The sequence below is a fragment of the Pseudomonas sp. CBC3 genome (assembly GCF_037967085.1).
Taxonomy (GTDB): Bacteria; Pseudomonadota; Gammaproteobacteria; order Pseudomonadales; family Pseudomonadaceae; genus Stutzerimonas.
Map to the genome: position 1 here is coordinate 235,992 of NZ_JBANEO010000003.1, position 24,784 is coordinate 260,775.

23 protein-coding genes are annotated in these 24,784 nt (G+C 61.0%); 11 read left to right on the forward strand and 12 right to left on the reverse strand.

Annotated features, from left to right (window positions below; translation table 11 throughout):
• Positions 1–94: 94 nt before the first annotated feature.
• Both V6943_RS13585 and V6943_RS13590 read left to right on the forward strand, forming a co-directional pair.
• The gene (locus V6943_RS13585) at positions 95–3,808 is read left to right on the forward strand and encodes a response regulator (protein ID WP_181100358.1); all 3,714 of its coding nucleotides are present in this window, start codon (positions 95–97) and stop codon (positions 3,806–3,808) included.
• Positions 3,809–3,904: 96 nt separating this feature from the next.
• Positions 3,905–6,034, forward strand: coding sequence for a putative bifunctional diguanylate cyclase/phosphodiesterase (locus V6943_RS13590; protein WP_131650735.1), 2,130 nt, complete (start codon positions 3,905–3,907; stop codon positions 6,032–6,034).
• Positions 6,035–6,096: 62 nt separating this feature from the next.
• On the opposite strand, the gene V6943_RS13595 is transcribed toward V6943_RS13590, so the two are convergent.
• The 3 genes from V6943_RS13595 to V6943_RS13605 form a co-directional block, all read right to left on the reverse strand.
• Positions 6,097–7,005, reverse strand: coding sequence for an acyltransferase (locus V6943_RS13595; RefSeq protein ID WP_340553964.1), 909 nt, complete (start codon positions 7,003–7,005; stop codon positions 6,097–6,099).
• A gap of 317 nt (positions 7,006–7,322) precedes the next feature.
• On the reverse strand, positions 7,323–9,431 hold the full coding sequence (pta, locus tag V6943_RS13600; RefSeq protein ID WP_340553965.1) for a phosphate acetyltransferase: 2,109 nt from the start codon (positions 9,429–9,431) through the stop codon (positions 7,323–7,325).
• A gap of 106 nt (positions 9,432–9,537) precedes the next feature.
• A complete protein-coding gene (locus tag V6943_RS13605; protein WP_340553966.1) occupies positions 9,538–10,725 on the reverse strand; it encodes an acetate kinase in 1,188 nt (395 codons plus the stop codon).
• A gap of 230 nt (positions 10,726–10,955) precedes the next feature.
• Between V6943_RS13605 and V6943_RS13610 the strand changes: the two genes are divergently transcribed.
• From V6943_RS13610 to V6943_RS13625, 4 genes are all read left to right on the forward strand, one after another.
• The gene (locus V6943_RS13610) at positions 10,956–11,441 is read left to right on the forward strand and encodes an FKBP-type peptidyl-prolyl cis-trans isomerase (RefSeq protein ID WP_131650731.1); all 486 of its coding nucleotides are present in this window, start codon (positions 10,956–10,958) and stop codon (positions 11,439–11,441) included.
• Positions 11,442–11,545: 104 nt separating this feature from the next.
• Positions 11,546–12,028, forward strand: coding sequence for a glutathione peroxidase (locus tag V6943_RS13615; protein ID WP_131650730.1), 483 nt, complete (start codon positions 11,546–11,548; stop codon positions 12,026–12,028).
• A gap of 148 nt (positions 12,029–12,176) precedes the next feature.
• Complete coding sequence (locus V6943_RS13620; RefSeq protein WP_181100364.1) at positions 12,177–12,773, forward strand: TetR/AcrR family transcriptional regulator; 597 nt, start codon at positions 12,177–12,179, stop codon at positions 12,771–12,773.
• Positions 12,774–12,836: 63 nt separating this feature from the next.
• Complete coding sequence (locus tag V6943_RS13625; protein WP_181100366.1) at positions 12,837–13,946, forward strand: NADH:flavin oxidoreductase; 1,110 nt, start codon at positions 12,837–12,839, stop codon at positions 13,944–13,946.
• Between the two features lie 88 nt (positions 13,947–14,034).
• Here the strand turns inward: V6943_RS13625 and V6943_RS13630 are convergent, their stop codons facing one another.
• From V6943_RS13630 to V6943_RS13660, 7 genes are all read right to left on the reverse strand, one after another.
• Complete coding sequence (locus V6943_RS13630) at positions 14,035–14,640, reverse strand: flavodoxin family protein (protein ID WP_131650727.1); 606 nt, start codon at positions 14,638–14,640, stop codon at positions 14,035–14,037.
• Between the two features lie 57 nt (positions 14,641–14,697).
• Positions 14,698–15,456 carry a sulfate transporter CysZ gene (gene cysZ / locus V6943_RS13635; protein ID WP_340553969.1) on the reverse strand — a complete coding sequence of 253 codons (759 nt, stop codon included), beginning with the start codon at positions 15,454–15,456 and terminating at the stop codon, positions 14,698–14,700.
• A 327-nt stretch (positions 15,457–15,783) separates the two neighbouring features.
• Positions 15,784–16,125: a HopJ type III effector protein gene (locus V6943_RS13640; RefSeq protein ID WP_340553970.1), complete on the reverse strand. Its 342-nt coding sequence runs from the start codon at positions 16,123–16,125 to the stop codon at positions 15,784–15,786.
• Positions 16,122–16,415 (reverse strand): DUF1244 domain-containing protein, encoded by a 294-nt coding sequence (locus tag V6943_RS13645; RefSeq protein WP_131650724.1) that lies wholly within the window; start codon positions 16,413–16,415, stop codon positions 16,122–16,124. Before V6943_RS13645 ends, V6943_RS13640 begins: the two co-directional genes overlap by 4 nt.
• Positions 16,416–16,512: 97 nt before the next feature.
• Positions 16,513–16,887, reverse strand: coding sequence for a dihydroneopterin triphosphate 2'-epimerase (gene folX, locus V6943_RS13650; protein WP_131650723.1), 375 nt, complete (start codon positions 16,885–16,887; stop codon positions 16,513–16,515).
• Positions 16,888–16,903: 16 nt separating this feature from the next.
• Positions 16,904–17,614: a dihydromonapterin reductase gene (gene folM, locus V6943_RS13655; RefSeq protein ID WP_340553972.1), complete on the reverse strand. Its 711-nt coding sequence runs from the start codon at positions 17,612–17,614 to the stop codon at positions 16,904–16,906.
• Positions 17,615–17,776: 162 nt separating this feature from the next.
• On the reverse strand, positions 17,777–18,421 hold the full coding sequence (locus tag V6943_RS13660; RefSeq protein WP_340553973.1) for a PilZ domain-containing protein: 645 nt from the start codon (positions 18,419–18,421) through the stop codon (positions 17,777–17,779).
• 212 nt (positions 18,422–18,633) lie between these two features.
• Between V6943_RS13660 and V6943_RS13665 the strand changes: the two genes are divergently transcribed.
• A complete protein-coding gene (locus V6943_RS13665; protein WP_340553975.1) occupies positions 18,634–19,086 on the forward strand; it encodes a flavodoxin in 453 nt (150 codons plus the stop codon).
• A 101-nt stretch (positions 19,087–19,187) separates the two neighbouring features.
• Positions 19,188–19,964 carry a class II aldolase/adducin family protein gene (locus V6943_RS13670; protein ID WP_340553976.1) on the forward strand — a complete coding sequence of 259 codons (777 nt, stop codon included), beginning with the start codon at positions 19,188–19,190 and terminating at the stop codon, positions 19,962–19,964.
• A gap of 3 nt (positions 19,965–19,967) precedes the next feature.
• Here the strand turns inward: V6943_RS13670 and V6943_RS13675 are convergent, their stop codons facing one another.
• Entirely contained in the window at positions 19,968–20,552 is a 585-nt protein-coding gene (locus V6943_RS13675; RefSeq protein WP_340553977.1) for an acyl carrier protein phosphodiesterase, read from the reverse strand.
• 403 nt (positions 20,553–20,955) lie between these two features.
• Here V6943_RS13675 and V6943_RS13680 point away from each other — a divergent pair, with 403 nt between their 5' ends.
• From V6943_RS13680 to V6943_RS13690, 3 genes are all read left to right on the forward strand, one after another.
• Positions 20,956–22,116 (forward strand): phospholipase D-like domain-containing protein, encoded by a 1,161-nt coding sequence (locus tag V6943_RS13680; protein ID WP_340554701.1) that lies wholly within the window; start codon positions 20,956–20,958, stop codon positions 22,114–22,116.
• Between the two features lie 44 nt (positions 22,117–22,160).
• Entirely contained in the window at positions 22,161–22,742 is a 582-nt protein-coding gene (locus V6943_RS13685) for a DJ-1/PfpI family protein (protein WP_131650717.1), read from the forward strand.
• Positions 22,743–22,826: 84 nt separating this feature from the next.
• Positions 22,827–23,051 carry a VF530 family protein gene (locus V6943_RS13690; RefSeq protein ID WP_181100382.1) on the forward strand — a complete coding sequence of 75 codons (225 nt, stop codon included), beginning with the start codon at positions 22,827–22,829 and terminating at the stop codon, positions 23,049–23,051.
• Between the two features lie 197 nt (positions 23,052–23,248).
• Here V6943_RS13690 and V6943_RS13695 read toward each other — a convergent pair whose 3' ends face one another.
• Complete coding sequence (locus V6943_RS13695) at positions 23,249–24,772, reverse strand: fumarate hydratase (protein WP_340553979.1); 1,524 nt, start codon at positions 24,770–24,772, stop codon at positions 23,249–23,251.
• Positions 24,773–24,784 lie beyond the last annotated feature (12 nt).

The window sequence follows — 24,784 nt, forward strand, 5'->3', positions numbered from 1 at the left end:
TTATATCTTTTCTCTATCCGCCATTGAACCTCTGGACGATACGCGACTCTGAAGCTCGTGACAGCGAGCCATGTAGTGGCACTGAGGAGGTCGAATGGATGATCGTTCCGCTCTCCATTCCCGTAAGCCTTGGCTGCCATTGGTAGTAACGCTGGTTCTGATGGCGGGGCTCGGGGGATGGGTCGGCTGGCAATGGCATGTTCAGGAAGCGCGTATCCACGCAGAGCAAGCGCAGCGATTCAATCTGGTGGTCAACGACCTCGAGACTAGTCTGCGTGAGCGCATGCGTGCCTACGAGATGGTCATGCGCGGTCTGGCCGGCTTGTTCGTTGGGAGCGATACCGTCAGTCTGGAAGACTGGACTCGCGCTTCCGATCAGCTTCAGCTACAGGACTTCTATCCCGGCATCCAGGCGATCGCTTTATCGCGTCATGCGCGTGCGGATAACCTGGCTTCGGTGCTGGAGAAGATGCGCGACGGTGGCCGAAACGTCCGCATGTATCCGGCCGGTGAGCGCGCCGAATATCTGATCACAGACTACATACATCCCCTCGACTGGCGTAATCGCCGGGTGCTGGGCTTCGACCTGATGAGCGAGGGAACCCGCAGGGAAGCCGTCGTTGCCGCGCGTAATATTGGCACGCCAATGCTGACGGGGCCTTTGCGTCTCAAGCAGGAGACCGGGCAGAACGTTCAGGTGGGTATTTTGTTGTTTCTTCCCCTGTACCGGGTCGGTGAACCCATCACCACCCTGGAGGAGCGCCAGAACGCCTTCGCCGGCACGCTACACGGCGCCTTTCGGCTGACCGATCTGTTGGAAGGCGTGCTGGGGTCGCGGAGCAAACTGTTTCAGATACAGCTGTTCGACGCCGGGGCCCCGGATGAGCCGCTGCTGATGGGCCGTGCACCGGTCAGCGCCGATGCGAGTTTCCGTCGCACCCGAAATATCTATATGTACGGCCGTAGCTGGCAACTGGATGTGGCCAGTACGCCGGAGTACGAAGCCATCCTGACCCGAGCCAGCGGAGCCTTCAACCTGGCGGCTGGACTGTCCGCGGCGGTGCTGTTTGCGCTGTTGATAGGCGGCTACCTTTACCTGCGTGAACGGGCGCTACGCAACAGCCAGGCGCTCGGTGCGCAACTTCAGGAGCGTGAGGCACGCTTCCGTCAGCTGATCGAGCAACTGCCCGTGGCGACCCTGATGTGCGATGGTCAAGGGCGAATCGAACTGGCCAACCAGAGCGCTGCTGCGCTGCTCGGAAGTAGTGCTGGTCTGCTCGCTGGCGAACGTCTTGGCCGTTATGTACCCGGCGTGCTAAGCGAGGCTGCAGGTGGGCAGCGGCTGGAAACCAGCAATCAGGAAAGCCACGCGTTACGGGAGGATGGCACGCCGATACCGGTTTCACTGAGCCTGACCAGCTTCAATCGCGATGACGGTATCCACCACCTGCTCAATCTGGTCGATCTGCAACAGCGCAAACGGGACGAAGAGCGCTTCCGCAACGTCGTCGAAGCCTCGCCGAATGCCTTCATTCTGTTCGACCAGGAAGGGCGAATCGTCATGGTCAATCGACAGACCGAGCTGCTGTTCGGCTATAGCCGGCAAGAGCTGGTGGGCGAGCCGGTCGAGCTGCTGATCCCCGAGTCGATGCGCAAGATATATCTCGAGATACGCCATCGTTTCGCCCAGGAACCCGAGTCGCGCCGCCTGGGTGAAAACCGCGAGCTGTTCGGTCGTCACAGCGATGGTCGTCTGTTGCCCGTCGAGGTAGGTCTGTCGCCGCTGCGCAGCGGTGAGGAGCAGCTGGTGCAGGCCGTGGTGATCGATATCGGTCACCGCAAGGCGGCGGAGCGGCGTCTGCGCGATCAGGCCAACGAGCTGGTCGTTGCCAATCGCTACAAGTCCGAGTTCCTTGCAAACATGTCTCACGAGCTGCGTACGCCGCTCAACAGCATCCTGATCCTCAGCGATCAGTTGAGGCAGAATGCGGCGGCCAATCTGACCGAGAAGCAGGTTCGGCACGCCGATATCATTCATCGGGCCGGGCATGACCTGCTGCAGCTGATCAATGATGTGCTCGACCTGGCCAAGATCGAAGCGGGCCATATGCAGATCAAGCCGGAACCGCTCAATCTGGCTGAGCTACTGGCGGAACTGACCAATGGGCTCCAGCCGATGGCCGAGCAGAACGGGCTGGCGCTCGGTACCCGAATCGCGCCGGATGTGCCGGTGACGATCGTTACCGACCGCGCACGCCTGCAGCAGATTCTGCGCAATCTCGTCACCAACGCATTGAAGTTCACCGAGCAGGGCTTCGTGGATATCCATGTCACCTGCAAGCCGGCCGAGCAGCCTGCTGATGAAGACATGCTGCAGATCTGTGTGACCGATACCGGTGTTGGCATCGCTGAAGACCAGCACGAACGGATCTTCCAGGCCTTCCAGCAAATCGACGGCTCGATCAGCCGGCAATACGGCGGCGCCGGGCTGGGATTGGCCATCGCACGGCAGCTGGCCGAAGTGCTGGGCGGCGGTATTCATCTGCGAAGCGCGCCGGGTCAGGGTTCGAGTTTCACTATCGAGTTGCCGCTGAGACTGGCCGCAACCACGGAGATCCGGACGCTGCGGCCGTTTCAGCTCCGAGGCCAGGGCGGCGGCGTATTGATCGTCGAGGATGATGCCGATTTCGCTTCTGTGGTAGCTGAGGTCGGGCAATCTCATGGTTTTCCCAGCACCGTCTGCGGCACCGGACAAGAAGGTTTGGAGGCGTTGGAGCGCGACCGTTTCGCGGCCGTCATCCTCGATATCCTGTTGCCCGATATCAGTGGCTGGCAGGTCCATCGGGTCCTGCGAGAGGATGCCCGGCACCAGGGCACGCCGGTGTACATCATTTCGTGCGTGCCGCAGCCGCATGGCTGGTCCGATGACAATTCGCGCTATTTGCTCAAACCTGTGACGCACTCGGAGCTCGAACGCCTGTTCGTCGACCTGGCTCGGCAGGAAGCCAGTCCAACGCGATTGCTGCTCGTGGAAACCGAACCGGAGCGGCGACGTCAATTGCATGAGCATTTCGAGCGTCTTGGATACCGTGTCACCGACTGCCAGAGCAGCGAAGATGCGCGGCTGGCCTATGCGGAGCATGCCTTCACGGTACTGGTCATCGATTTCGATCTGCCTAACGAAGACGGCCTGGAGCTGCTCGAGGCGCTCGACAGGCTACGTTCGCTCAAAGATGCACGAGTCATATTGAACAGCCGGGCACCGCTTTCAGAAAAGAATCTGGAGCGGCTACGGCGTTACTCATCGGTTGCGTTGTCAAAAACAGAGGGACTGGAGCATATGGAAGATGCATTGAAGCCCGCTGTGGCTGAGGCTGAAGCTGTGGCGCTGAACATGGACGAGGTGGAGCATCCCTTGCTGGGGCGACGGGTGCTGTTGGTGGATTCCGACGTGCGGTCGATATACGCCATCAGCGCCCTGCTCGACGAGCAGGGGCTGCAAGTGGTGCCGGCTACGACAAGCACCGAAGCGCTTGAACGATTCGATGAGGATGCCTTCGATCTGGCGTTGGTGGACATGGCATTGCCCAATAATGACGGCCCTGCACTGATACGCCAGCTCAGAAACGACTATGGTTGTCAGGTGCCGATTGTGGCGCTGGCGGCCGGAGCCGATCCGGCCGTCCGCGATCAGAGCATTACTGCAGGTGCCGACGATTTTCTGTTCAAACCGGTCGAACGCGCCAAGCTGGTCGAGTTGCTGCGACGCTGCCTGGGGCGCGTCGATGGCCCTCACGAGAGTCCATGAGGAGAAGTACGTGACGCATCGTTCGTCCAGAGTCGGCCGCCGTGCCGCCGCCATTGAAATCGGAAGTAACTGCGCAGCGGGCAGGAGAGTCAGGTAATGGCGCGGGCACAAGCCAAATCACAACCTCGTACCCGCACGCTGCTGGTGGTGGACGATCGCGAAGCGAATCTGGTGGCTATGGAGGCCCTGCTCGGTGATGGCGACTGGCAGGTGCATACGGTCAATTCCGGCGAGGCTGCGTTGCAGGCGCTGCTCGATCTGGACGTGGAATTGGTCTTGCTGGACGTGCAAATGCCAGGCATGGATGGCTTCGAAGTGGCGCGCCTGATGCGTGGCAGCCCGCATACACGTTACACACCGATCATCTTCGTCTCGGCCATTGCGCATACCCGCGAGTCGGTGCTGCGCGGTTACGCAACGGGTGCGGTTGATTTCATCCTCAAGCCTTTCGATCCACAAGTGCTCAAGCACAAGATCAACACCCTGCTCAGCCATGAACACAACCGGCGCGATCTGCAGCTGCTGACCCAGCAGCTCGACAGCGCGCGCGCCTTCAACGCCTCGGTGCTGAACAACGCCGCCGAAGGCATCCTGGTCGTGGGTGAGGATGGCTACATCAGTTTCGCCAATCCGGCGATCGCGCAGATGCTGCACACCAGTGTCGATGATCTGCAGGGCACTGCGCTGGTCGATCATCTGGCCTCCCCGCAAATGCCCGAAGTCTGGCGCGATACCGACTTCTACAAGCAGTGGCGTAGCGGCAACACCTACCGCCTGCACGAGGCGCAGCTCTACACCGCCAATGGCGGTACCTTGCCGGTTGCCTTGTCCTCCTCGCCACTGCCTCGCCAACAGCGCTCGATGGTGGTGATCGCGCTCGACATGTCGGTGGTGCGTAACCTCCACGTCCAGCTGGAAACCCAGGCGGTAACCGATTCGCTGACCGGGCTGCTGAATCGGCGTGGGTTTCATCAGGCGCTGGAGTCGGCATTGGCGCGGATCGATCGGAACGGCAAGCGCATGGCCATCCTTTATATCGACCTCGACGGCTTCAAGCGCATCAACGACTCGCTAGGCCACGATGCCGGCGACGAGATTCTTTGCCGCGTCGCGCGGGTGCTGGAAGCCTGCATGCGTCCCTACGACATCATCGCGCGGATGGGCGGGGACGAATTCACCGCCTTGCTGGATTCCCTCGATCATCCCGAAGACGCGGCGAAAGTTGCAGAGAAGCTCATCGAACTGATTTCGGTCCGGCACACCATCAACGGCACCGACGTCACCTTGGGCGCGAGCATCGGCATCGCACATTTCCCCGATTGCGGGCAGAGCGTTGAAGAGCTGCTCCGCTCGGCGGACATGGCCATGTATGAGGCCAAGCGCGCCGGACGCCAGCAATACCGCTTCTTCTCCAGCGAAATGAATGGCCGCGCCCATGCGCGTCTGATGATGGAGGAAAACCTACGCAGCACCATCGAGCGCAATGGTTTCGCGCTGGCCTATCAGCCGCAGATAGAACTCGAGACCGGCGAACTGCGCGGATTCGAGGCTTTGCTGCGCTGGGATTACGCCGGACGCGGCGAAGTCGAACCCAACGTCTTCATCCCCTTGCTGGAGGAGACTCGACTGATCGATCGGGTTGGCGAATGGGCGCTGCGTGAAGGGCTGGCTCAATGTCGAGATTGGCGCGAGCGCTTCGGCGACAAGCTGATACTGAGTTTCAACGTCAGCCCGGTGCAGTTTGCCCGGGCTGGACTGATAGGCGAGCTACGCCGTCTGCTTGATGAGTATCAGCTCGACCCGCGCCAGTTGGAGCTGGAGGTCACCGAAGGCGCGCTGATGCAGGACCTGGAACAGAGCTGTGACAAGCTTCGGCAATTGCGGGAACTAGGCGTCAAAGTCGCGGTGGATGACTTCGGCACCGGCTATTCGTCACTGGCCTATCTGCGCCATTTCGATCTGGATACGCTGAAGATCGACCGGTTGTTCATTGCCAATATGCTCGACTCGCCCCGTGACGCGGCGGTCGTCAGCACCATCATCGACCTTGGGCGGAACCTGGAGTTGGAAGTGATCGCCGAGGGGGTTGAGACCCTGGCTCAGCGCGATTGGCTGATCGCCCATGGCTGCCAGGTCATGCAGGGTTTTCTGGTGGCGCCAGGCTTGGCCGTCGAGGACGCCCTGGTCTTTCCAAGGCGCATAGACTGGCAGCAACTCGACCGTTGAGATCGGGTGCCGCCGGGTTCAATGGAGTTGGCTCCGTCGCGGCCGCGAAACGGGACCAGACCCTAGCGACTTGGCGGATATTGGCGATGCAGCTCTTCGAGTTTGGCGTCCTTTTCGCTCCATAGCTCGTTGACCCACTCCTGGAAGCTGAGTCGATAACGCTCATCCTGATCGTAGCTGCGGTGCAGGAACTCAGCAGGGATGGGCTGCGAGTCGATGCGCATCACCACTTGGCTGATCCGACCACAGAGCAGATCCCAGAAGCTCGGATTGCCATTGGGGTAGTGGATGGTGACGTTGATTAGCGAAGTCAGTTGCTCACCCATCGCATCGATCACGAACGCAATGCCGCCGGCTCTGGGTTTGAGCAGATAGCGGTAGGGCGAAGTCTGCTCGGTGTGCTTGTCCTCGGTGAAACGCGTGCCTTCGAGAAAGTTGAACACCGACACCGGGTTGGTCCGGTAGCGCTCGCATGCCTTGCGTGTCGTGGCCAGGTCCTGACCGCGCTTTTCCGGATATTTGGTCAGGTACTCCTTCGTGAAGCGTTTCATGAAGGGAAACTCCAGCGCCCACCAGCATAGGCCGATGACCGGCACCCAGATCAGCTCCTGTTTGAGAAAGAACTTCAGAATCGGCATTCGTCGGTTCAGCTGGTACTGCAGCATCAGAATGTCGGCCCAGCTCTGGTGGTTGCTGGTGACCAGATACGAGTGTTGCATGTCGACCTTTTCCAGCCCCTGCACATCCCATTCGGTGCGCCGCACCCGATCCATCCAGAAGCCGTTGACCGCCATCCAGGATTCGGCGATCCAGTGCATCCCGAAGCGCAGCGCGCGCTGAACGCGAGGAATCGGCAGCGCCAGCTTAAGCAGCGAAAGGAAGAATAGCGGCCAGCACCAGAACAGTGTGTTCAGCGCCAGGGTCAGGCCGGCGAGGGTGCCTCGCAGGGGGGCGGGAAGGAAGCTCAGCATAGGTCGTCTCGTCGATACGGCTGATTCGAGGCGCCAAGGGTAGCGATTGCGCGCCGAACTGCAACTGTCGCGAGCGGCGATCTTGTCGACGTTTTCAAGCAGATAGGAAAAATGCAGGGGAGCGGGCGGCGCTCCGTTACAACGTAGAGTGGGCCGGGCGGCGCTCCGCGTCAGCCCACCGGGACTTTTCAGGTTATTTGGTGGGCTGAAGCGGAGCGCCGCCCACACCTTAGGTTACTTGGGCGCGCTTTGGTGGGCTGAAGCCCACCCTACGGATTGGCTGGCCCTATCGCTGGTAGGGCCGCCAAGCTTGTGTTTCATGCTTCAGGCCTGCTGCCGTTGCTATCGGCCTGCAGCGCGGTGAGTGCGATGGTGAAGACGATGTCATCCACCAGTGCGCCGCGAGACAGATCATTCACCGGTTTGCGCAGGCCTTGCAGCATTGGGCCGACGCTGATCACGTTGGCGCTACGCTGAACCGCTTTGTAGGTGGTGTTGCCGGTGTTCAGGTCAGGGAAAATGAACACGGTCGCCTGACCAGCAACCAGGCTGTTGGGTGCTTTCTGTTTGCCGACGCTGGCGACCGACGCGGCGTCATACTGCAACGGGCCGTCGATTGGCAGGTTGGGTGCGCGCTCTTGGGCGATGCGTGTGGCTTCGGCGACTTTCTCTACCTCAGCGCCGCTGCCGGACGTACCGGTGGAGTAGCTGATCATGGCTACTCGCGGATTCACGCCAAGGGCGACGGCCGACTCGGCACTCTGCAGAGCAATTTCCGCGAGCTCCGTGGCGCTCGGGTTGGGATTGACCGCGCAGTCGCCATAGACCAGTACCTGATCCGGCAGCAGCATGAAGAACACCGAGGACACCAGGCTGTAGCCAGGCGCGGTCTTGATCAGCTGAAGCGCCGGGCGAATGGTATTGGCGGTGGTATGCACGGCGCCGGAAACCAGGCCGTCCACTTCATCCAGCGCCAGCATCATGGTGCCGAGCACCACGGTGTCCTTGAGTTGCTCGCGTGCATCGCTCGGGGTGAGCCCTTTCGACTTGCGCATCTCGCACATGGGCTCGACGTATTGATCGATGATCAGCTCCGGATCGAGAATCTCCAGGCTGGCCGGCAGGTTGATGCCCTGTTCGCGTGCGACCGCCTGCACTTCATCCGGCTTGGCCAGCAGGACGCAGCGGGCAATGCCTCGCTCCTGGCAGATAGCCGCGGCGCGAATGGTGCGCGGCTCGTTGCCTTCCGGCAGGACGATGCGCTTGTTCGCCTGCTGGGCGCGCTTGACCAGTTGATAGCGGAATGCAGGCGGCGAAAGGCGCAGCTCGCTACGCGGTACGCTGAGACGCGTGTGCAACAAGTCGGGCTGCAGGTGCGTGGCGATGAAGTCGGTCACCTGGCTGGCGCGTTCGATATCATCGGAAGGAGTTTCCTTGTTCAGGCCGAACAGGTTAGTCGCGGTGTCGTAGGAACCGGTCTGCACGGTCATCACGGGCAGGCCGCGGTCCAGGGCCGCCTTGCACAGCTCGAGAATGCGTGGGTCTGGAGCGAAGTCGCTGCACAGCAGCAGGCCGGCGAGATCGACCCCGTTGAGCGAGGCGAGGCTGGCAGCCAGGATGATGTCGTCGCGGTCACCCGGCGTGACTACCAGCACACCAGGCTGGAGCAGCTGCACGGTATTGGGAACTGCCCGGGCGCACAGGACGATCTTGCTCACGCGGCGATGTTCGGCTTCGCCGGCGTGAAGCACCTTGGCATCCAGCAGCTGAGCGATGTCGCGGGTGCGCAGGGCGTTCAGTTGCTCGGCGAAGGGAATCGCGCCGAGCAGCTGAAAATCCTGGGTGCCGAGCAGCGGCAGCTGTTCCTTCATGCGTTCGACGAAGGCCGCCACGCCGTCGTCGCTCTTGACCTTGTTCAGGACCAGGCCGAGCACCTTCGGGTCCTTGGCACCACCGAACAACTGCGCTTGGATTTCGATGCGTTCGGCCAGGCGCTTGAGCGTGTCGTTGCCCTGCGCGGCGATCAGGATGATTTCCGCATCCAGACTCTTGGCCAGGTGCGTATTGATTCGCGAGGTGTGGTTGAACTCCCGCGTCGGCACCATCCCCTCGACGATCACTACGTCCTTGCCCGCTGCAACCTCCTGGTAGCGGCTGACGACATCTTCGAGCAGCAGGTCCAGTTCGCCATCGGCCAGTTGGCGCTCCACCTGTTCCAGCGGGAGCGGTTCTGGCGAAGAGATATTCAGCGTGTTTTTCACCAGCACGCAGGAGCGCTCGCGGCCCTGATCGAGCGGAAAGGGCTGGGCGATGGGCTTGAAGAAACCGACTTTCAACCCGGCACGTTCCAAAGCACGGATCAGGCCGAGGCTGATGGAGTTGAGGCCGCCACCGAAACCGCAGGGGGCGAGGAAGAGCGTATGCATGGTGATCTCCTGTCGAACAAAGGGCGAAGGCGATGCTGATTGGACGAAACCCGACGCCTTTCTCGGTCGTCGGGTTTTGCAGAGGCGCGTTCGTGTCGGCGGGTTGTCAGGCGTCGAGCAATGCCAGCGTGTCCAGCGCGATCTGGCGTTCTTCGTTGGTAGGAACGACCAGGACGCGCGGACTGCCTGCGGCCTGGATTTCTCCACCGACGCCACGTGTGCAACGTGCGTTGGCTTCTTCGTCGAGTTTGAAATTGAACAGCTTGAGGTGTTCCAGGGTGCGGCTGCGCACCGCTACGGAGTTCTCGCCGATGCCGCCGGTGAAAATCAGACCGTCGAGCTTCGGCAGGGCGCAAGCCATGCTCGCCAGGGATTTGGCCAGGCGATAGCAGAACACTTCGAAGGCCAGATTGGCGCCCGGGTGCCCGGCAACACGTGCTTCGTACAGGGTGCGCATGTCGTTGGACAGGCCCGACAGGCCCTTCAGGCCGCTGTCATGGTTGAGCACGCGATCGATCTGCTCGAGGCTCCAGCCCAGCGTGCGGTTCAGGTAGCTGTGCAGGTTGGGGTCGACATCGCCGCTGCGCGTGCCCATCACCAGGCCTTCCAGTGGCGTAAGGCCCATGCTGGTGTCGCGGCTTTCGCCGTTGACGATGGCGCAGGTCGAGCAGCCGTTGCCCAGATGCGCGGTCAGCCAGCAGCTGTCATCCGCTGCCAGCCCGGTCATTTCGGCGGCATGCTTGCTGACATAGTTGTGGCTGGTGCCGTGGAAACCATAGCGGCGGACGTTGTGCTCCTTGTAAAGGAACTCGGGCACGGCGTAACGGAAGGCGTGTTCGGGCATGGTCTGGTGGAACGCCGTATCGAATACGCTGACTTGCGGCAGGGTAGGGAACAGCGCGATGGCGGCTTCGATGCCGACCAGGTTGGCCGGGTTGTGCAGCGGCGCCAGTTGGGCGCTGTCACGAATGGCCTTGAGCACGTGCTCGTCGATCAGGCTGGAGCCGGTGAAATGTTCACCGCCATGAACGACCCGATGTCCGATGCCGTCGAGCTTGCCGCCGGCCGCTTCCTGCGCGAGCGGTAACAATCGCTCCAGTGCGGCGCGATGGTCGGCGCCCGGGATTTCCAGCGTCTGCTTGTCGTCTCCCCGCTGCCAGTGAAGCACCGCTTCAGGACTGCCTATGCGTTCTGCCAGGCCTTGCAAAGGGAAGGTCGCTTGCGTTTCGTTGACCAGTGCGAATTTGATCGACGAACTGCCGCAGTTAATCACCAGGATGTTTCGAGCCGACATCGGTGCTCCTCGGGACGCGCATTAATTATTGGAAGTTTCGCTTAGCTTGCGTGGACGGATATTGACATAGCTCATGACTGACCGATGCTCTCCAAAGGTTGTATGCGGCACCTCGCATCGTAGGGTTTTGTCAACCAGTTGCTGGTCCCGTTTATCCGGGCTCGGTTCGCAATCGTCGCAGCTCGCGGTTAAACTTCGACATCACATTCCCCAGCAAAAGGTTTTGCCTCATGCAGATTGCCGCGAACAAGGCTGTGTCAATCGACTACACACTCACCAACGACGCTGGTGAGGTAATCGACAGCTCGGCCGGCGGCGCGCCGCTGGTCTACCTGCACGGTGCAGGCAACATCATCTCTGGCCTGGAAAAGGCCTTGGAAGGCAAACAGGGCGGTGATCACGTGACGGTCGCCATCGAGCCGCAGGACGCCTACGGTGAGTACACCCCGGAGCTGGTAGCGACGCTCAATCGCGCCATGTTCGAAGGCGTTGACGAGCTGGAAGTTGGCATGCAGTTCCATGCATCCGGTCCGGACGGCGGTATGCAGATCGTCACTATCCGTGACGTCGAAGGTGATGACGTGATCGTCGACGGCAATCATCCGTTGGCTGGTCAGCGCCTGAACTTCGATGTCAAGATCGTCGACGTGCGTGATGCCAGCGAAGAAGAAGTTGCCCATGGCCACATCCATGGCGAAGGTGGTCATCACCACTGATCCCCTCGCAGCAAGCGGGTGGCGACAGGCCCGGCCGAGGCGGTCGAGCGACGAAGCGCTTCGGTAATGCCGGAGCGCTTTTTTTACCCTCTGGAGAAGAGCGAATGAGCGCGTTCCACGATTTGGTCCTACCCGGCCTCGCTGGCCAGGAGCTGTCCCTTGCGCCGCTAAAGAACCAGCTGACGCTGGTGGTCAATGTGGCTTCCGAGTGCGGCTTGACTCCTCAGTACGCCGGGTTGCAGGCGTTGCATCAGCGTTATCAGGATCGTGGTTTCGGTGTGCTCGGTATTCCCTGCAACCAGTTCGCCGCGCAGGAGCCGGGCAGCGACGCGGAGATCCTGCGATTCTGTAGTGAGAACTACGGCATCAGTTTTCCGTTGAGCAGCAAGCTCGAAGTCAACGGCCCGCAACGTCATCCGCTCTACCGCCTGCTGGCGGGCGAAGGGGCCGATTTTCCCGGTGACATCAGCTGGAATTTCGAGAAGTTTCTCGTCGACAAGGACGGCCGTGTGCTGGCGCGTTTCTCGCCTCGTACCGCCCCGGACGATCCAGCGCTGATCCAGGCGATCGAAAACGCGCTCGTCTGATCCTTCGCTTCTCTGCGCGGCGGTATTGCCGCTGCGCTTTTCCCTTCTTCGCTCAATCAACGCCCCGCCATCGTCGCGATCGTATCGGCGAAATAAGCGCCATGGATGATGCTGTTCGCGCGAGACGACCGGTCATATGCTCGGTTTCATGAACAGCCGAGCTCGAATCGACAAGCGTGAACTGATCCTGGCCAAAGGCGCGCAGGTGATGACCCGTCGTGGCTATCACGGCACCGGTGTGCTGGAGATCGTCCAGGCTGCCGGCATTCCCAAGGGGTCGTTCTATCACTACTTCGCCAGCAAGGAAGATTTCGCCCTGCAGGCCCTGGAGCATCTCTATACGCCACGTCTGGCGCGCTACCAGGCTGCGTTGACCAACTCTGTGCTGAGTCCGCGTGAGCGAGTCCTCGCTTATTACGCTGAACTGGTCGCGCATTTCGCTCGCCAGGAATCTCCGGAGTATCACTGCTTTATCGGGAGCCTGAGCTTCGAGATGGCCGAGTTGTCGCAGCCGATCGGGTGTCAGGTGGAAGCCATTCTGCTGCGCTCCGTCGAGGTGCTGGCGGCCTGCCTCGAGCAGGCCCGCAATGCAGGAGAAATAGATCGGAGCACTGATTGTCAGGCGCTTGCCGAATTCATCGGCAACGCCTGGGAAGGCGCGCTTCTACGCATGAAGGTGGGTCGCAGTGTCGTGCCGCTGAACAGCTTTCTGACCCAGCTGGAGCGTCTGCTGACGTTGCGCTGATTTTTTGTGACGAACGGTGAGACGACCGGTCGCTTTTGAACCCGAATCAACAAGGAGACAACGATGTCCGCAGCCGTAAATGCCCTGTTTCAGCCATTCCAGCTTGGCAGTCTGCAATTGCCGACCCGCGTGGTAATGGCGCCGATGACCCGTTCCTTCTCGCCCAACGGTGTGCCGACCGCTGACGTCGTCGAGTACTACCGTCGCCGTGCCGCTTCGGGTGTTGGGCTGATCATTACCGAGGGCACCACGGTCGGCCACCAGGCTTCCAATGGTTATCCGCAGGTGCCGCGCTTCCATGGTGAGGATGCTCTCTCTGGCTGGAAGGTAGTGGTCGATGCGGTGCATGCCGCGGGTGGCAAGATCGTTCCACAGCTCTGGCACGTCGGCAATGTGCGCCGCAAGGGTACCGAGCCGGAGCCGGAAGTGCTGGGGTATGGGCCGATGGAGAAGCGCAAGGACGATCAGGTCGTCGTCCACGGCATGACCAAGCAGGACATCCAGGACGTGATCGCGGCTTTCGCCCAGGCGGCTGCGGATGCCAAGGCCATCGGCATGGATGGCGTCGAAATTCACGGGGCTCATGGCTATCTCATCGACCAGTTCTTCTGGGAAGGCAGCAATCAGCGCACCGATGAATACGGTGGCAGTCTGGCCAACCGCTCGCGCTTCGCCATCGAGCTGATCAGCGCGGTGCGGGCTGCGGTGGGCGCGGAGTTCCCGATCATCTTCCGCTTCTCGCAGTGGAAGCAGCAGGACTACACCGCACGCCTGGTGACCACGTCAGAAGCGCTGGGCGAATTCCTGGCACCGCTGTCGGCTGCAGGCGTGGACATCTTCCATTGCTCTACACGTCGTTTCTGGGAGCCGGAATTCGAAGGTTCGGATCTCAACCTGGCCGGCTGGACACGCCAGCTCACCGGCAAGCCGACCATCACTGTGGGTAGCGTGGGGCTGGACGGTGAGTTCTTGCAGTTCATGGTCAAGACCGACAAAGTGGCGCAGCCGGCCAATATCGAAGGCCTGCTCGAGCGTCTGAACAAGGAGGAGTTCGATCTGGTTGCGGTAGGGCGCGCGCTGATCTGCGATCCGGATTGGGCGCTGAAAGTGCGTGACGGACGCATGCAGGACATCCTGCCGTTCAGCCGTGAGGCGTTGAAGACGTTGGCTTGAGCCTACGGGGTGGTGTGAAAAAGCAGCAGCCGGCTTGCTGGCGAACGCGCCGTCGTGCGGCATCGCCGGCAAGCTTGCTCCCGTGCTGTCATTCAGCGCCGGGGTAGCCAGACTGTTTGAGCAGTTTCGCCAAGTGCACGGCGTTGCGAGCCAGCATCGCATTGGTATTGGCGGTTTTCTCGCGCGGGCCTGCATCCTTGTAGTCCGTCGAACCCATAGCCTCGCCGACCCAGTAGGTACAGCCGTTGGCGGGGATGCTGAAGCCCACATCGTTCAGCCCCTGGTACAGCTCGGCCACTACGTGGTGGGCGCCGTCTTCGTTGCCGACCACGGCGACGCAGGCGACCCGACCATAAGAGACCATCCGTTGCTGATCGTCGGTTTCGCTGAGAAATGCGTCGAGACGCTCGAGTACTCGTTGGCAGATGCTGGACGGATGCCCCAGCCAGATGGGCGTGCCCAGCAAAAGAATGTCTGCGGCGAGTATCTTCTCGCGGATCATCGGCCAGTCATCGCCCGGGCCTTCGTCAGAGGTCACGCCCGGTTTGATGTTGAAATCCACCGCGCGTAGCTGCTCGCAGGACACGCCGAGCTTTTCCAATTCCCGCTCGGCCTGGCTCAGCAGCAAGCTGCAGGACGACGTGTTGGGGGAGGCTTTGAGTGTGCAATTTATCGATAGTGCGGAAAGCGCCATTGGGAAGGGCTCCTGAATTCGATGTGTTCGAATCTAGACAGCAACCCCTCCCGCAGTTCACTGAGTGGCGACAGGCACCAAGTGTTTCTGGCCGCCTTCTCGAACCCAGAATAGGGTCGCGCCCGCTACAGCGGCAGGCATGATCAGCAGGTTCAACACCGGCACCAGCAGCGCGGCATAGGTCACCGCACCGAAGCTCAGGCTTTTCCAGCGCCTCTGACGCAGCCAGACCATCATTTCCGCCCAGCTCAGCTTGTTGTTGTCTGCCGGATAGTCGATGTACTGCACGGCCATCATCCAAATGCCGAACAGCAGCCACAGCGGCGCGGCGAACAGGTTGACCACCGGGATGAACGAGAGAATCAGCAGTGCTAGCGCGCGCGGGGCGAAATAGGCCAGCTTGCGTGCTTCACGGCCAATGGTGCGCGGCAGCATGGCCAGCAACTCGGCCCAGCTGAACGGTGGCGAACTGTCTTCGCCGCGCGCCACCGTTTCGACCTTTTCAGCGAGAAAGCCGTTGAACGGGGCCGCGATGATGTTGGCGAGCATGGTGAAGGTGAAGAACACCATCAGCACCACCAGAATCACGAACAGTGGCCAGAGGATGTACTCCAGAAACATCAGCCACTCGGGCAGGCTCGGCATGAACGCATCGACCCAGACGCCGAACTGGCGCAGAGCGATATAGATGAGCCCGCTGAACAGCAGCAGGTTGACCGTCAGTGGCAGGATGACGAACAGCCGTAGCCCTGGGCTCAGGATTAGCTTCAGGCCTTCACGCAGGTACTGTGGGCCGGAAAGGGCGGCGATGGGCATGTGGAGTACTCCGGTAAGACGGTTCGGACCTTACCGGCTTTGGCTGAGTGGGAAAAGCCTGACAGGGTCTATGCAAAGCATTCGGCAACGCCAGCAAGGTGACTCCACGATTGAGGTCGGCTCACCGTTGCGGCAATCCCTGCAGTTTCGATTTGGCGGAACCGCACCGGCCTGTTTTGGCAGCCTTGGTCCAATAGCACCTGCCTATTCCGGCAATCGGGATTACGCAATGGCCGGCATTGCACCGGGCGGGCAGACTTGCCCGGCCTCTTTGGTTTCAGGGCCGTCCGCTATCAAGCCTTCCCCAAGTGCCTGGCCGGCCCTTTTTTATTCCTTGGCTGTCAGCGGCTGCTGATCGAAGCGCACACCCGGCAGGCCGGTCTCCATCAACGCGCGGATATTGCGGTGGTCGGATCCGCTGGGGTTGGCCAGCACCGATTGATAATGCTCGCCGAACGCCAGCAGCGCCTCTTCGGTGGTGAATCCTTCCAACACTGCCAGCCCAAGCGTTTTGCACGAGCCTTCGTTTTCTCCGGCGGCGTTTTCCACGTTGCCGTTGATGAAGCGGCTGGGCTGGTAGTCATAGACACTGTCGATATAGGCCAGCGTCTCGCTGAAAGGGTGCTTGCGATTGCGCAGGCTGGCGCGGAAGTCAGCAAGGCTGGTCATGAGTTTTGCCCCTTGTCGAAGGCGGCCTGCTGCTCGGGTGTGGCTTCTTTCTGGTAGCGCTTCTTCCACTCGGCGTAGGGCATTCCGTAAACCTCTTCGCGCGCCTCGTCGAGGCTGACTTCGATGTCCAGATCGTCGCCGGCGGCTTTGTACCACTTCGACAGGCAGTTGCGGCAGAAGCCGGCCAGGTTCATCAGGTCGATGTTCTGCGCATCGGGACGGCTACGCAGGTGCTGGACCAGGCGGCGGAATGCGGCAGCTTCGAGTTCGGTGCGTTGTTGATCATTCATGTCATGGGCCTCGGCGTTGCAGACGTGGGCGGATCATAACCTTGGCGGTTGCCATGGGCCAGGCAACGAGACCAACCCGCCTTCCGGTGCGGGATGCTCAGTCGCGATGCGCGGCAAGCGTGATCGATACCGATTCGGCGAAGCGCAGCGCGTGGGGTTTGTCCACTTCGACCTCGGCGTAACGCACCTGCGGATGCGTCATGACCAGGTCGAGGATTTCCTGAGTGAGCCGTTCGAGCAGGGCGAAGCGGTTGTTCTCGACGTGTTGAATGATCGCCTTGGTGATGGTGCGGTAATTCAGCGCGCATTCGATATCGTTATCGCGCACGGCGTCCGCTGCGGGATACAGCATCGTCAGGTTGATCAGCACGTCCTGCTGGTTGAGGATTTCTTCTTCCTTGATGCCGATGAAGGTGCGTAGTCGCAGATCTTTGACGCGGATGCGCGCCATGGCGGGTTCCAGTCTAGGCATGGGATTCCTTCGCAAATCAGATCAAATGACGGCCGCCATTGACGGTCAGTGTGGTGCCGGTGACGTAGGGATTATCGAGCAGATAACGCAGGCTCTGGTAGATCACCTCGGCGCCGGGCTCGATACCCAGCGCGGATTTTGCCAGCGCCTTGCGTCGATAGTCCTCGTCGTCACCTTCGTTGAACTGTATCAGGGCCGGCGCGATGCCATTGACCTTGATGGCCGGTGCCAGGCTGGCGGCAAACGAAAGGGTGAGGTTGTCCAGCCCAGCTTTGCTGGCGGCATAGGCGGTGTGTTTCTTGCTGCCGATACGGGTGACATCGTCGCCGATATGGACGATATCGGCCGGACCTCCATGCCGCAGCAGCTGCGCGCAGTGAAGGTTGATCAGATAGGGCGCGAGCATATGCACGTCGAACATGCGCTGGAACATCTCGGCTTCCTCGCCCGATGCTTCGGGAAGCCAGTCCGATGCGTTGTGGACGATCGCACGTAGATGGCGGGTCTGCTGTTTGAGAGCTGCGATGAAGGCATGAATGCCCGCCGCTCCGGAGAAATCCGCCTGCAAGGTCACGGCACCGCGTTCGCGTAGCCGGGCGAGGCTCGGTCGATCTGTTCGGTAAGTGACGACCACCGGTTGCCCATCATCGAGCAGGCGTTCAGCGCAATGCAGGCCGATGCGCTGGCTGGCACCGGTAATCAGGATTGGGGCCGTTGGCTGGGTCATATCTTCTGGGGTCGACTGTCGCTGGTCAACGATCGCGCACGGCTGCGATGCTGGCGCCACGCATGGCCCGTCAGCTTACACCAGGGTGATTTCTGGCAGTACTCTGCAGCCTTCGAATGGCCGCGTCTGGCGAAGCGGCGCGGTATGAAACAGGAGCGAGCCCTATGAATGGCTGGGCGTGTCGACGAGCATGTCGACCGGGAGTTCCGGCTGCAACTCTGGATGCAGGCGCTGATGCTGCTCGTACAAATACGAACGGATGCGTTCGGCGTCCTTGTCATGTGGCTGTTCGACTTCATAGGCCGCCAACCCGTCTTCGGCAACGCGTACCCGGCGTGCGTCGATCATGAACGGTGTCTCGCCAGGCAGCGCCAGCCTCACATGCAGATGCTTGGGTGCCTTTTGGGGGCCGGCGTCCACCAGCAGCCCGTTGGGTGATAACTCATGGACGCTCAGCGCGGTCTCGTCACCGTTATCGGAGAGCAGGGGCAGGGGTTCGTCCAGGTGCAGGCGCCAGGCGCGAAGAACCGGCCCACGCTCGTATATGGTGGGGGGGGCGAGTTGTAGTCGGATTGTCTGAAGTTCGTCGCGGGTCAGCTGCAGCGGGAACGACATGCAGTAGTCGTCGAGTTCCGCGTCGAGCGTCAGGTTGGCTTTCGCCGCAAGCTGCAGTAGCAGGCCGTTGGCGCGCTCGCCGCCGTCGAGCTGAAAACCGCCCTGTGCTTCGCCCGATTCGGTTTGCGGGCCGCTGGTAAGTTGATTGATATACGCCAGCTCGGCGCTGGTGAGTACGGTCTTTTCTGGCATCAGATTTCCCTCTCAATGGCAGCAGGCCTGCCCATGCCTTGTGGCTGCGTCCGCAAATCCTCTGTCAGGACCGCCTTGCGACAACTTGCTGGACGATTAATTCCCTTGTCGCCTCGAGTCTGCGCCACCGTTATCAGCGTAGCTCCACCCAAGCGGGGCGTCGGTGCCAAATACGGCATAATGCTCGGCTTCAATTCGCAACGGAGCCCATCATGAAAGTCGCCATCCTTTCCGGTACGGTCTACGGCACAGCCGAAGACGTCGCCCGCCATGCCGCCGCAAAGCTGAAGGCGGCGGGTTTCGACGCCTGGCATGATCCGCGCGCGCAGCTGCCTCAGATTCTCGATTTCGGCCCGCAGGCGCTGCTGGTCGTAACCGCCACGACTGGCATGGGCGAGCTGCCCGACAACTTCATTCCACTGTATTCGGCCATCCGCGATCAGGTTCCGGCCTGGCAGGGCATGCCTGGCGGCGTCATCGCGCTGGGCGACGCCAGCTATGGCGATACCTTCTGTGGCGGTGGCGAGCTGATCCGTGAACTCTATGCCGAGCTGGGTATGCGTGAAACGCAGGAGATGCTGCGCCTCGATGCCAGTGAAACGGTCACGCCCGAAAGCGACGCCGAGCCTTGGCTGGAACGTTTCGCTGCAGCCCTGCGGGGCTGAGCGTGTCCTCTGCGGCCATCAGGCTGGCTGCAAAGGCGACTTCCGAACAGGCAGACGCTGGCTAGAATTCAGGCACCGTAAAACAACAAGAAGAGGTGCCCGTGACCGCTCTGCATTCGATCCAATCGCTGAAGAATCAGGTCAGTGCCGCCGAATGGCGGGCTCGCGCCGATCTGGCTGCTTGCTATCGACTGGTCGCCCTGCATGGCTGGGATGACCTGATCTTTACCCATATCTCGGCGAAGATTCCTGACACCGATGAATTCCTGATCAACCCCTACGGGCTGATGTTTCACGAACTGACGGCCTCCAGCTTGGTGAAGATCGATCTGGCCGGCAACAAGCTGATGGGCACGCCCGACGACATCAATCCGGCGGGTTACACCATCCATAGCGCCGTGCATGAGGTGCGTCACGACGTGGCCTGCGTAATGCACACCCATACCGCAGCCGGCGTCGCGGTGTCGGCGCAGAAGCAGGGGTTGTTGCCGATCAGCCAGCAAGCGCTGTTCGTACTCGCCAGCCTTTCCACGCATGGCTACGAAGGCGTGGCGCTCAACCATGATGAAAAGGCCCGGTTGCAGGCCGATCTCGGCGAGACCGGCTTCATGCTCCTGCACAATCATGGCCTGATGACCTGCGGCGGGAGCATTGCCGATACCTTTCTGATGATGTTCATCTTCCAGCGTGCCTGCGAAATACAGGTGATGGCCCAGACTGGCGGCGCCGAGCTGATTCCGATCCCCGAGCAGATTCTCGCCGGAGCCAAGGCCATGGCTGCCGGTGTTACGCGCAGCAAGCAAGGCATGGGCGGCGCGCTGGCTTGGCCGGCGCTGCTGCGCAAGCTCGATCAGCAATGCCCCGGTTACGACAGCTAATGGTTACTTCGTCTCGGCTTCGCTGAGCCGAACGAACGCCTGCAACTGCGGGTAGAAGTCGTGGAAATCCTGCTGGAGCGGCAGATATAGCCGTTCCAGCTCCTCGAACCCGCCGGCGAGGCCTTGCGGACGCGACAACCGGCTACTCATGCCGGCAACGACTTGTTCCATCACGGCGAAATTTCGGTAGCTGCCGAGCCAGTCCTGAGCGGCCATGCGTGGCGCTATCTGCGCCAGCTTGCCGGGCAACTCGGCTTCCTCTCGTAGAACCCGATACACGCGAGTGGTGAAGTCCTGCAAGGGCTCATCGGCGTAGTCATGCCAGTGCGCGGCCAGGCAGTGGTCGAAAAATAGGTCGATCAATATGCCGGCATAGCGTCGCCGTTCGCCGGGAAAACGCTGCTTGGCCTGTAGTACCAGTGGGTGGCTGTCGGTGAACGCATCGATCTGCCGGTGCAGGCGAATGCCGGCTTCGATATCGGCGGGCCAGCGGCCCTGCAAGGAGCCCTTGACGAAATCGCCATACAGGCTGCCGAGCAATTCGCCGGGCTGCGGGCCGCCAAGGTGGAGGTGTGCGAGATAGTTCATGCGACGAGTTTAGAATCTTTTCCCGTTTCGCTGTTGCACGATAACGCTGAACAGTCCCTTGAGATGCTTGCCGCCTTAGTTGACATCGGGCTGTGACGTGATCGAGTTGCCGTTAGGGTGAAGGTCCATGGCTGCCAAAGCACCATCGGCGCTTTCGGTATGTCTGAACCGGTCTCGTTCGGCTCGTTGCGGAGATGTCGGACCGTTATATCCGGGAACTCTGCGCTGCCGTACGGACCTATAACAGGCGTGCCGCAACGGCGCTGGGCCATCGCTCCTGCGTTTGGCTGCTCATCGGAAGCACGCCGCAGAGAACTCATCAGGACACGGAATGAATGTCTAGCCGCTATAACGAAATCCTCCCTCGGAGCGCGGCTTCGGTTGCCCGGAGGCTCCTCTCGTGATGCTCGCCGGGGAGATTTTTCCTTGGCGAGACGGCAACCGTTTTCGCTTGCTGATCGACGGTCCGGCATTCTTCCCGCGGATACTGGAATGCATCGAGGCGGCAGAACGACGGATCGACGTTGAGCTTTATCTGGTAGAAGACGGCCAGTGCGCCGATCTGCTGATCGACGCATTGGCGGCTGCGGCCACGCGTGGTGTGAGGGTGCGTTGCCTGTTCGATGGCTTCGGCTGTTTGAAGCTGGGGCAGAAGGCGCGGCAGCGGCTATCCGACGCGGGTGTCGAGCTGCGTCAGTACAACCCGCTGAAACTGCGGCTGCGATTTCGCAACCTGCATCGCGACCATCGTAAGTTGATCATCATTGATGACAGTTGCTGCTTTGTCGGTGGTGCCGGGGCTACCGACGAGTTCTGGAACCCAACCAAACCGGATGAGCACTGGCACGAGGCGATGGTGGAAATCGCGGGGCCATTGATAGAGAACTGGCGGCGGCTGTTCGACACGCAATGGACACTATGCCTGAAGCGCCGTATCTGGCAGTTGCCGCTGCCACAACGGCTTCCGAAAATTCCGGCCAACCCCCATGGTGGAGTGGGGCTGGGGCGGGTTGCCTACGCGGCGGCGCGGCAGCATAGCGACATCCTTCATAGCCTGCTGCGAAACCTGCAGCGCGCGGAACGGCGCATCTGGCTGGCGACCCCTTATTTCCTGCCCACGGGCAGGGTCCGCCGAGAGCTGATGCGTGCGGCAAGGCGCGGCGTCGAAGTGCGCTTGCTTCTGACCAGTCGCAACACCGATCACCCGTCGGTGCGCTACGCCGGCCAGCGCTACTACCCGAGACTGCTGCGGGCCGGCGTGCGTATTCATGAATATCAGCCACACTTTCTGCACTTGAAAGTGGTATTGGTCGACGACTGGGTCAGCATCGGGTCGTGCAACTTCGATCACTGGAATCTGCGCTGGAATCTGGAAGCCAACCTCGAGGCGCTTGATAAATCGCTCAGCACCGAGGTGGCGGAGAGCTTCGAGCGAGACTTTTCACACAGTTTGGAGATCGACCTGCAACGTTGGCACGCCCGCCCGCTGCGCCTGCGCCTTTATCAAAGAATGTGGGGGTTGCTTGATCGACTGGTGATCAACATATTCAACCGAAGCGGCTGACCGGGCGTTGGCCGTTAACCAACACTTACTGGGAGTGTGTTTCGATGGCTGCGAAGAAGATTCTGATGCTGGTCGGCGATTACGTCGAAGATTACGAAACCATGGTGCCGTTCCAGGCGCTGCAGATGGTCGGGCACAGCGTGCATGCCGTCTGCCCGGATAAGAAAGCGGGCGATACGGTGCGCACCGCGATTCACGATTTCGAAGGCGATCAGACCTATAGCGAGAAACCCGGCCACAATTTTGCGCTGAACTTCGATTTCGCTTCGGTGCGTGCCGAAGACTACGACGCGCTGGTGATACCTGGCGGTCGCGCACCCGAATACCTACGACTGAACGAGCAGGTATGCAACCTGGTACGGGCGTTCGACGACGCGAAAAAACCCATTGCTGCGGTTTGCCATGGCGCTCAGTTGCTCGCCGCCGCGGGCGTGCTGAAGGGCCGTGCCTGTAGCGCCTATCCAGCTTGCGCGCCGGAAGTGAAGCTGGCCGGCGGTGAATTCGTGGACATCCCGGTCGATCAGGCGCATACCGAAGGCAACCTGGTCACGGCACCGGCTTGGCCGGCGCATCCGGCGTGGCTGGCAGCGTTTCTGGAGCTGCTCGGTACGCGCATCACGCTGTAAGATGCTGACGGGACGAAGGACCTGGCATTCGCTGGGTCTTTTGCTATTGGCCGTCTCGGACGGTTTCGGATACAGAGGCCCTCAGTGCGAGAACCCACGAAAGACCCGCTCCATGGCATGACGCTCGAAGCCATCCTTGTCGAGCTACAGGCGCGGTACGGCTGGGACGGGCTAGCGCAGCGCGTCGATATTCGCTGCTTCAAGAGCGATCCCAGCATCAAATCGAGCCTGACCTTCCTGCGCAAAACCCCGTGGGCGCGGGAAAAAGTCGAGGCGTTGTTTATCAGGCTGCACCAAGCCCGGCGGTGACGTCACTGCTGTAAGTAAAAGGCCTGCACCGTGCCGCTTCGGTGAGACGCACCTCACGGTGAATGCTCTCCCATGGGCTCGCCGATGTTCATAGAGTCAGTAGGTCATTCAAAAACGACATGCCCTGAAAAACGAACCCCGCTAAATAGCGGGGTTCGTCATCACTCTGCGCCGGCAATAGCGGCACCTAGTTGAAGTTATTGCACTTCAACCGCCAGGTTTTCGGCAATCTTGCTCTGCCAGATCGCAGGCCCGGTGATGTGCACCGACTCGCCGTTAGTGTCTACAGCGACGGTCACCGGCATGTCCTTCACTTCGAACTCGTAAATGGCTTCCATGCCCAGTTCGGCAAAGGCCAACACCTTGGACTTCTTTATCGCCTGAGCCACGAGGTAGGCAGCACCGCCAACTGCCATCAGGTAGACGGCCTTGTTGTCCTTGATCGCGTCGATGGCGATGGGGCCGCGCTCGGATTTGCCGATCATGCCCAAGAGGCCGGTGCTTTCAAGGATCTGGCGGGTGAACTTGTCCATACGGGTCGCAGTGGTCGGGCCAGCCGGACCAACCACTTCGTCGCCCACCGGATCGACCGGGCCGACGTAATAGATGAAGCGGCCTTTGAGGTCCACCGGCAGCTCTTCACCCTTGTTCAGCATGTCGACCATGCGCTTGTGCGCCGCGTCGCGACCGGTGAGCATCTTGCCGTTGAGCAGGACGGTTTCGCCCGGCTTCCAGCTCTGTACTTCTTCCGGGGTGATGGTGTCGAGATTGACGCGACGCGCGCTCGGGCCGGCTTCCCAGACGATTTCCGGGTAGGCATCCAGTGGCGGCGGCGTGAGTTCGGCTGGGCCGGAACCGTCGAGCACGAAGTGCGCGTGGCGGGTGGCGGCGCAGTTGGGGATCATGCACACCGGCAGCGATGCGGCGTGGGTCGGGTAATCCATGATCTTCACGTCGAGCACGGTGGTCAGGCCGCCGAGGCCCTGAGCGCCGATACCCAACTGGTTGACCTTCTCGAACAGCTCCAGGCGCAGCTCCTCGATGCGGTTCTGCGGGCCGCGTGCCTTCAATTCATGAATGTCGATGGACTCCATCAACACTTCCTTGGCCATCACCGCAGCCTTCTCGGCAGTACCGCCGATGCCAATGCCGAGCATGCCCGGCGGGCACCAGCCGGCGCCCATGGTCGGTACGGTCTTGAGTACCCAGTCGACGATGGAGTCGGACGGGTTGAGCATGGCCATTTTCGACTTGTTTTCCGAGCCGCCGCCCTTGGCTGCAACATCCACTTCCACCTTGTCGCCGGGGACGATGGAATAGTGGATGACGGCCGGGGTGTTGTCCTTGGTGTTCTTGCGGGAACCCGCCGGGTCGGCGAGGATCGAAGCACGCAGGACGTTTTCCGGCAGGTTGTAGGCGCGGCGAACGCCCTCGTTGATCATGTCGTCCAGGCTCATGGTGGCGCCATCCCAGCGCACATTCATTCCCACGCGCACGAAGACGGTGACGATGCCGGTGTCCTGGCAGATCGGCCGATGGCCGGTGGCGCACATGCGCGAGTTGATCAGGATCTGCGCCATGGAGTCACGCGCGGCTGGCGACTCTTCACGCAGATAGGCTTCGTGCATCGCCTGGATGAAATCGACGGGGTGGTAGTAAGAAATGAACTGCAAAGCGTCTGCAACGCTTTGAATCAGGTCGTCTTGCTTGATCACGGTCATGCAGCGCGTCCT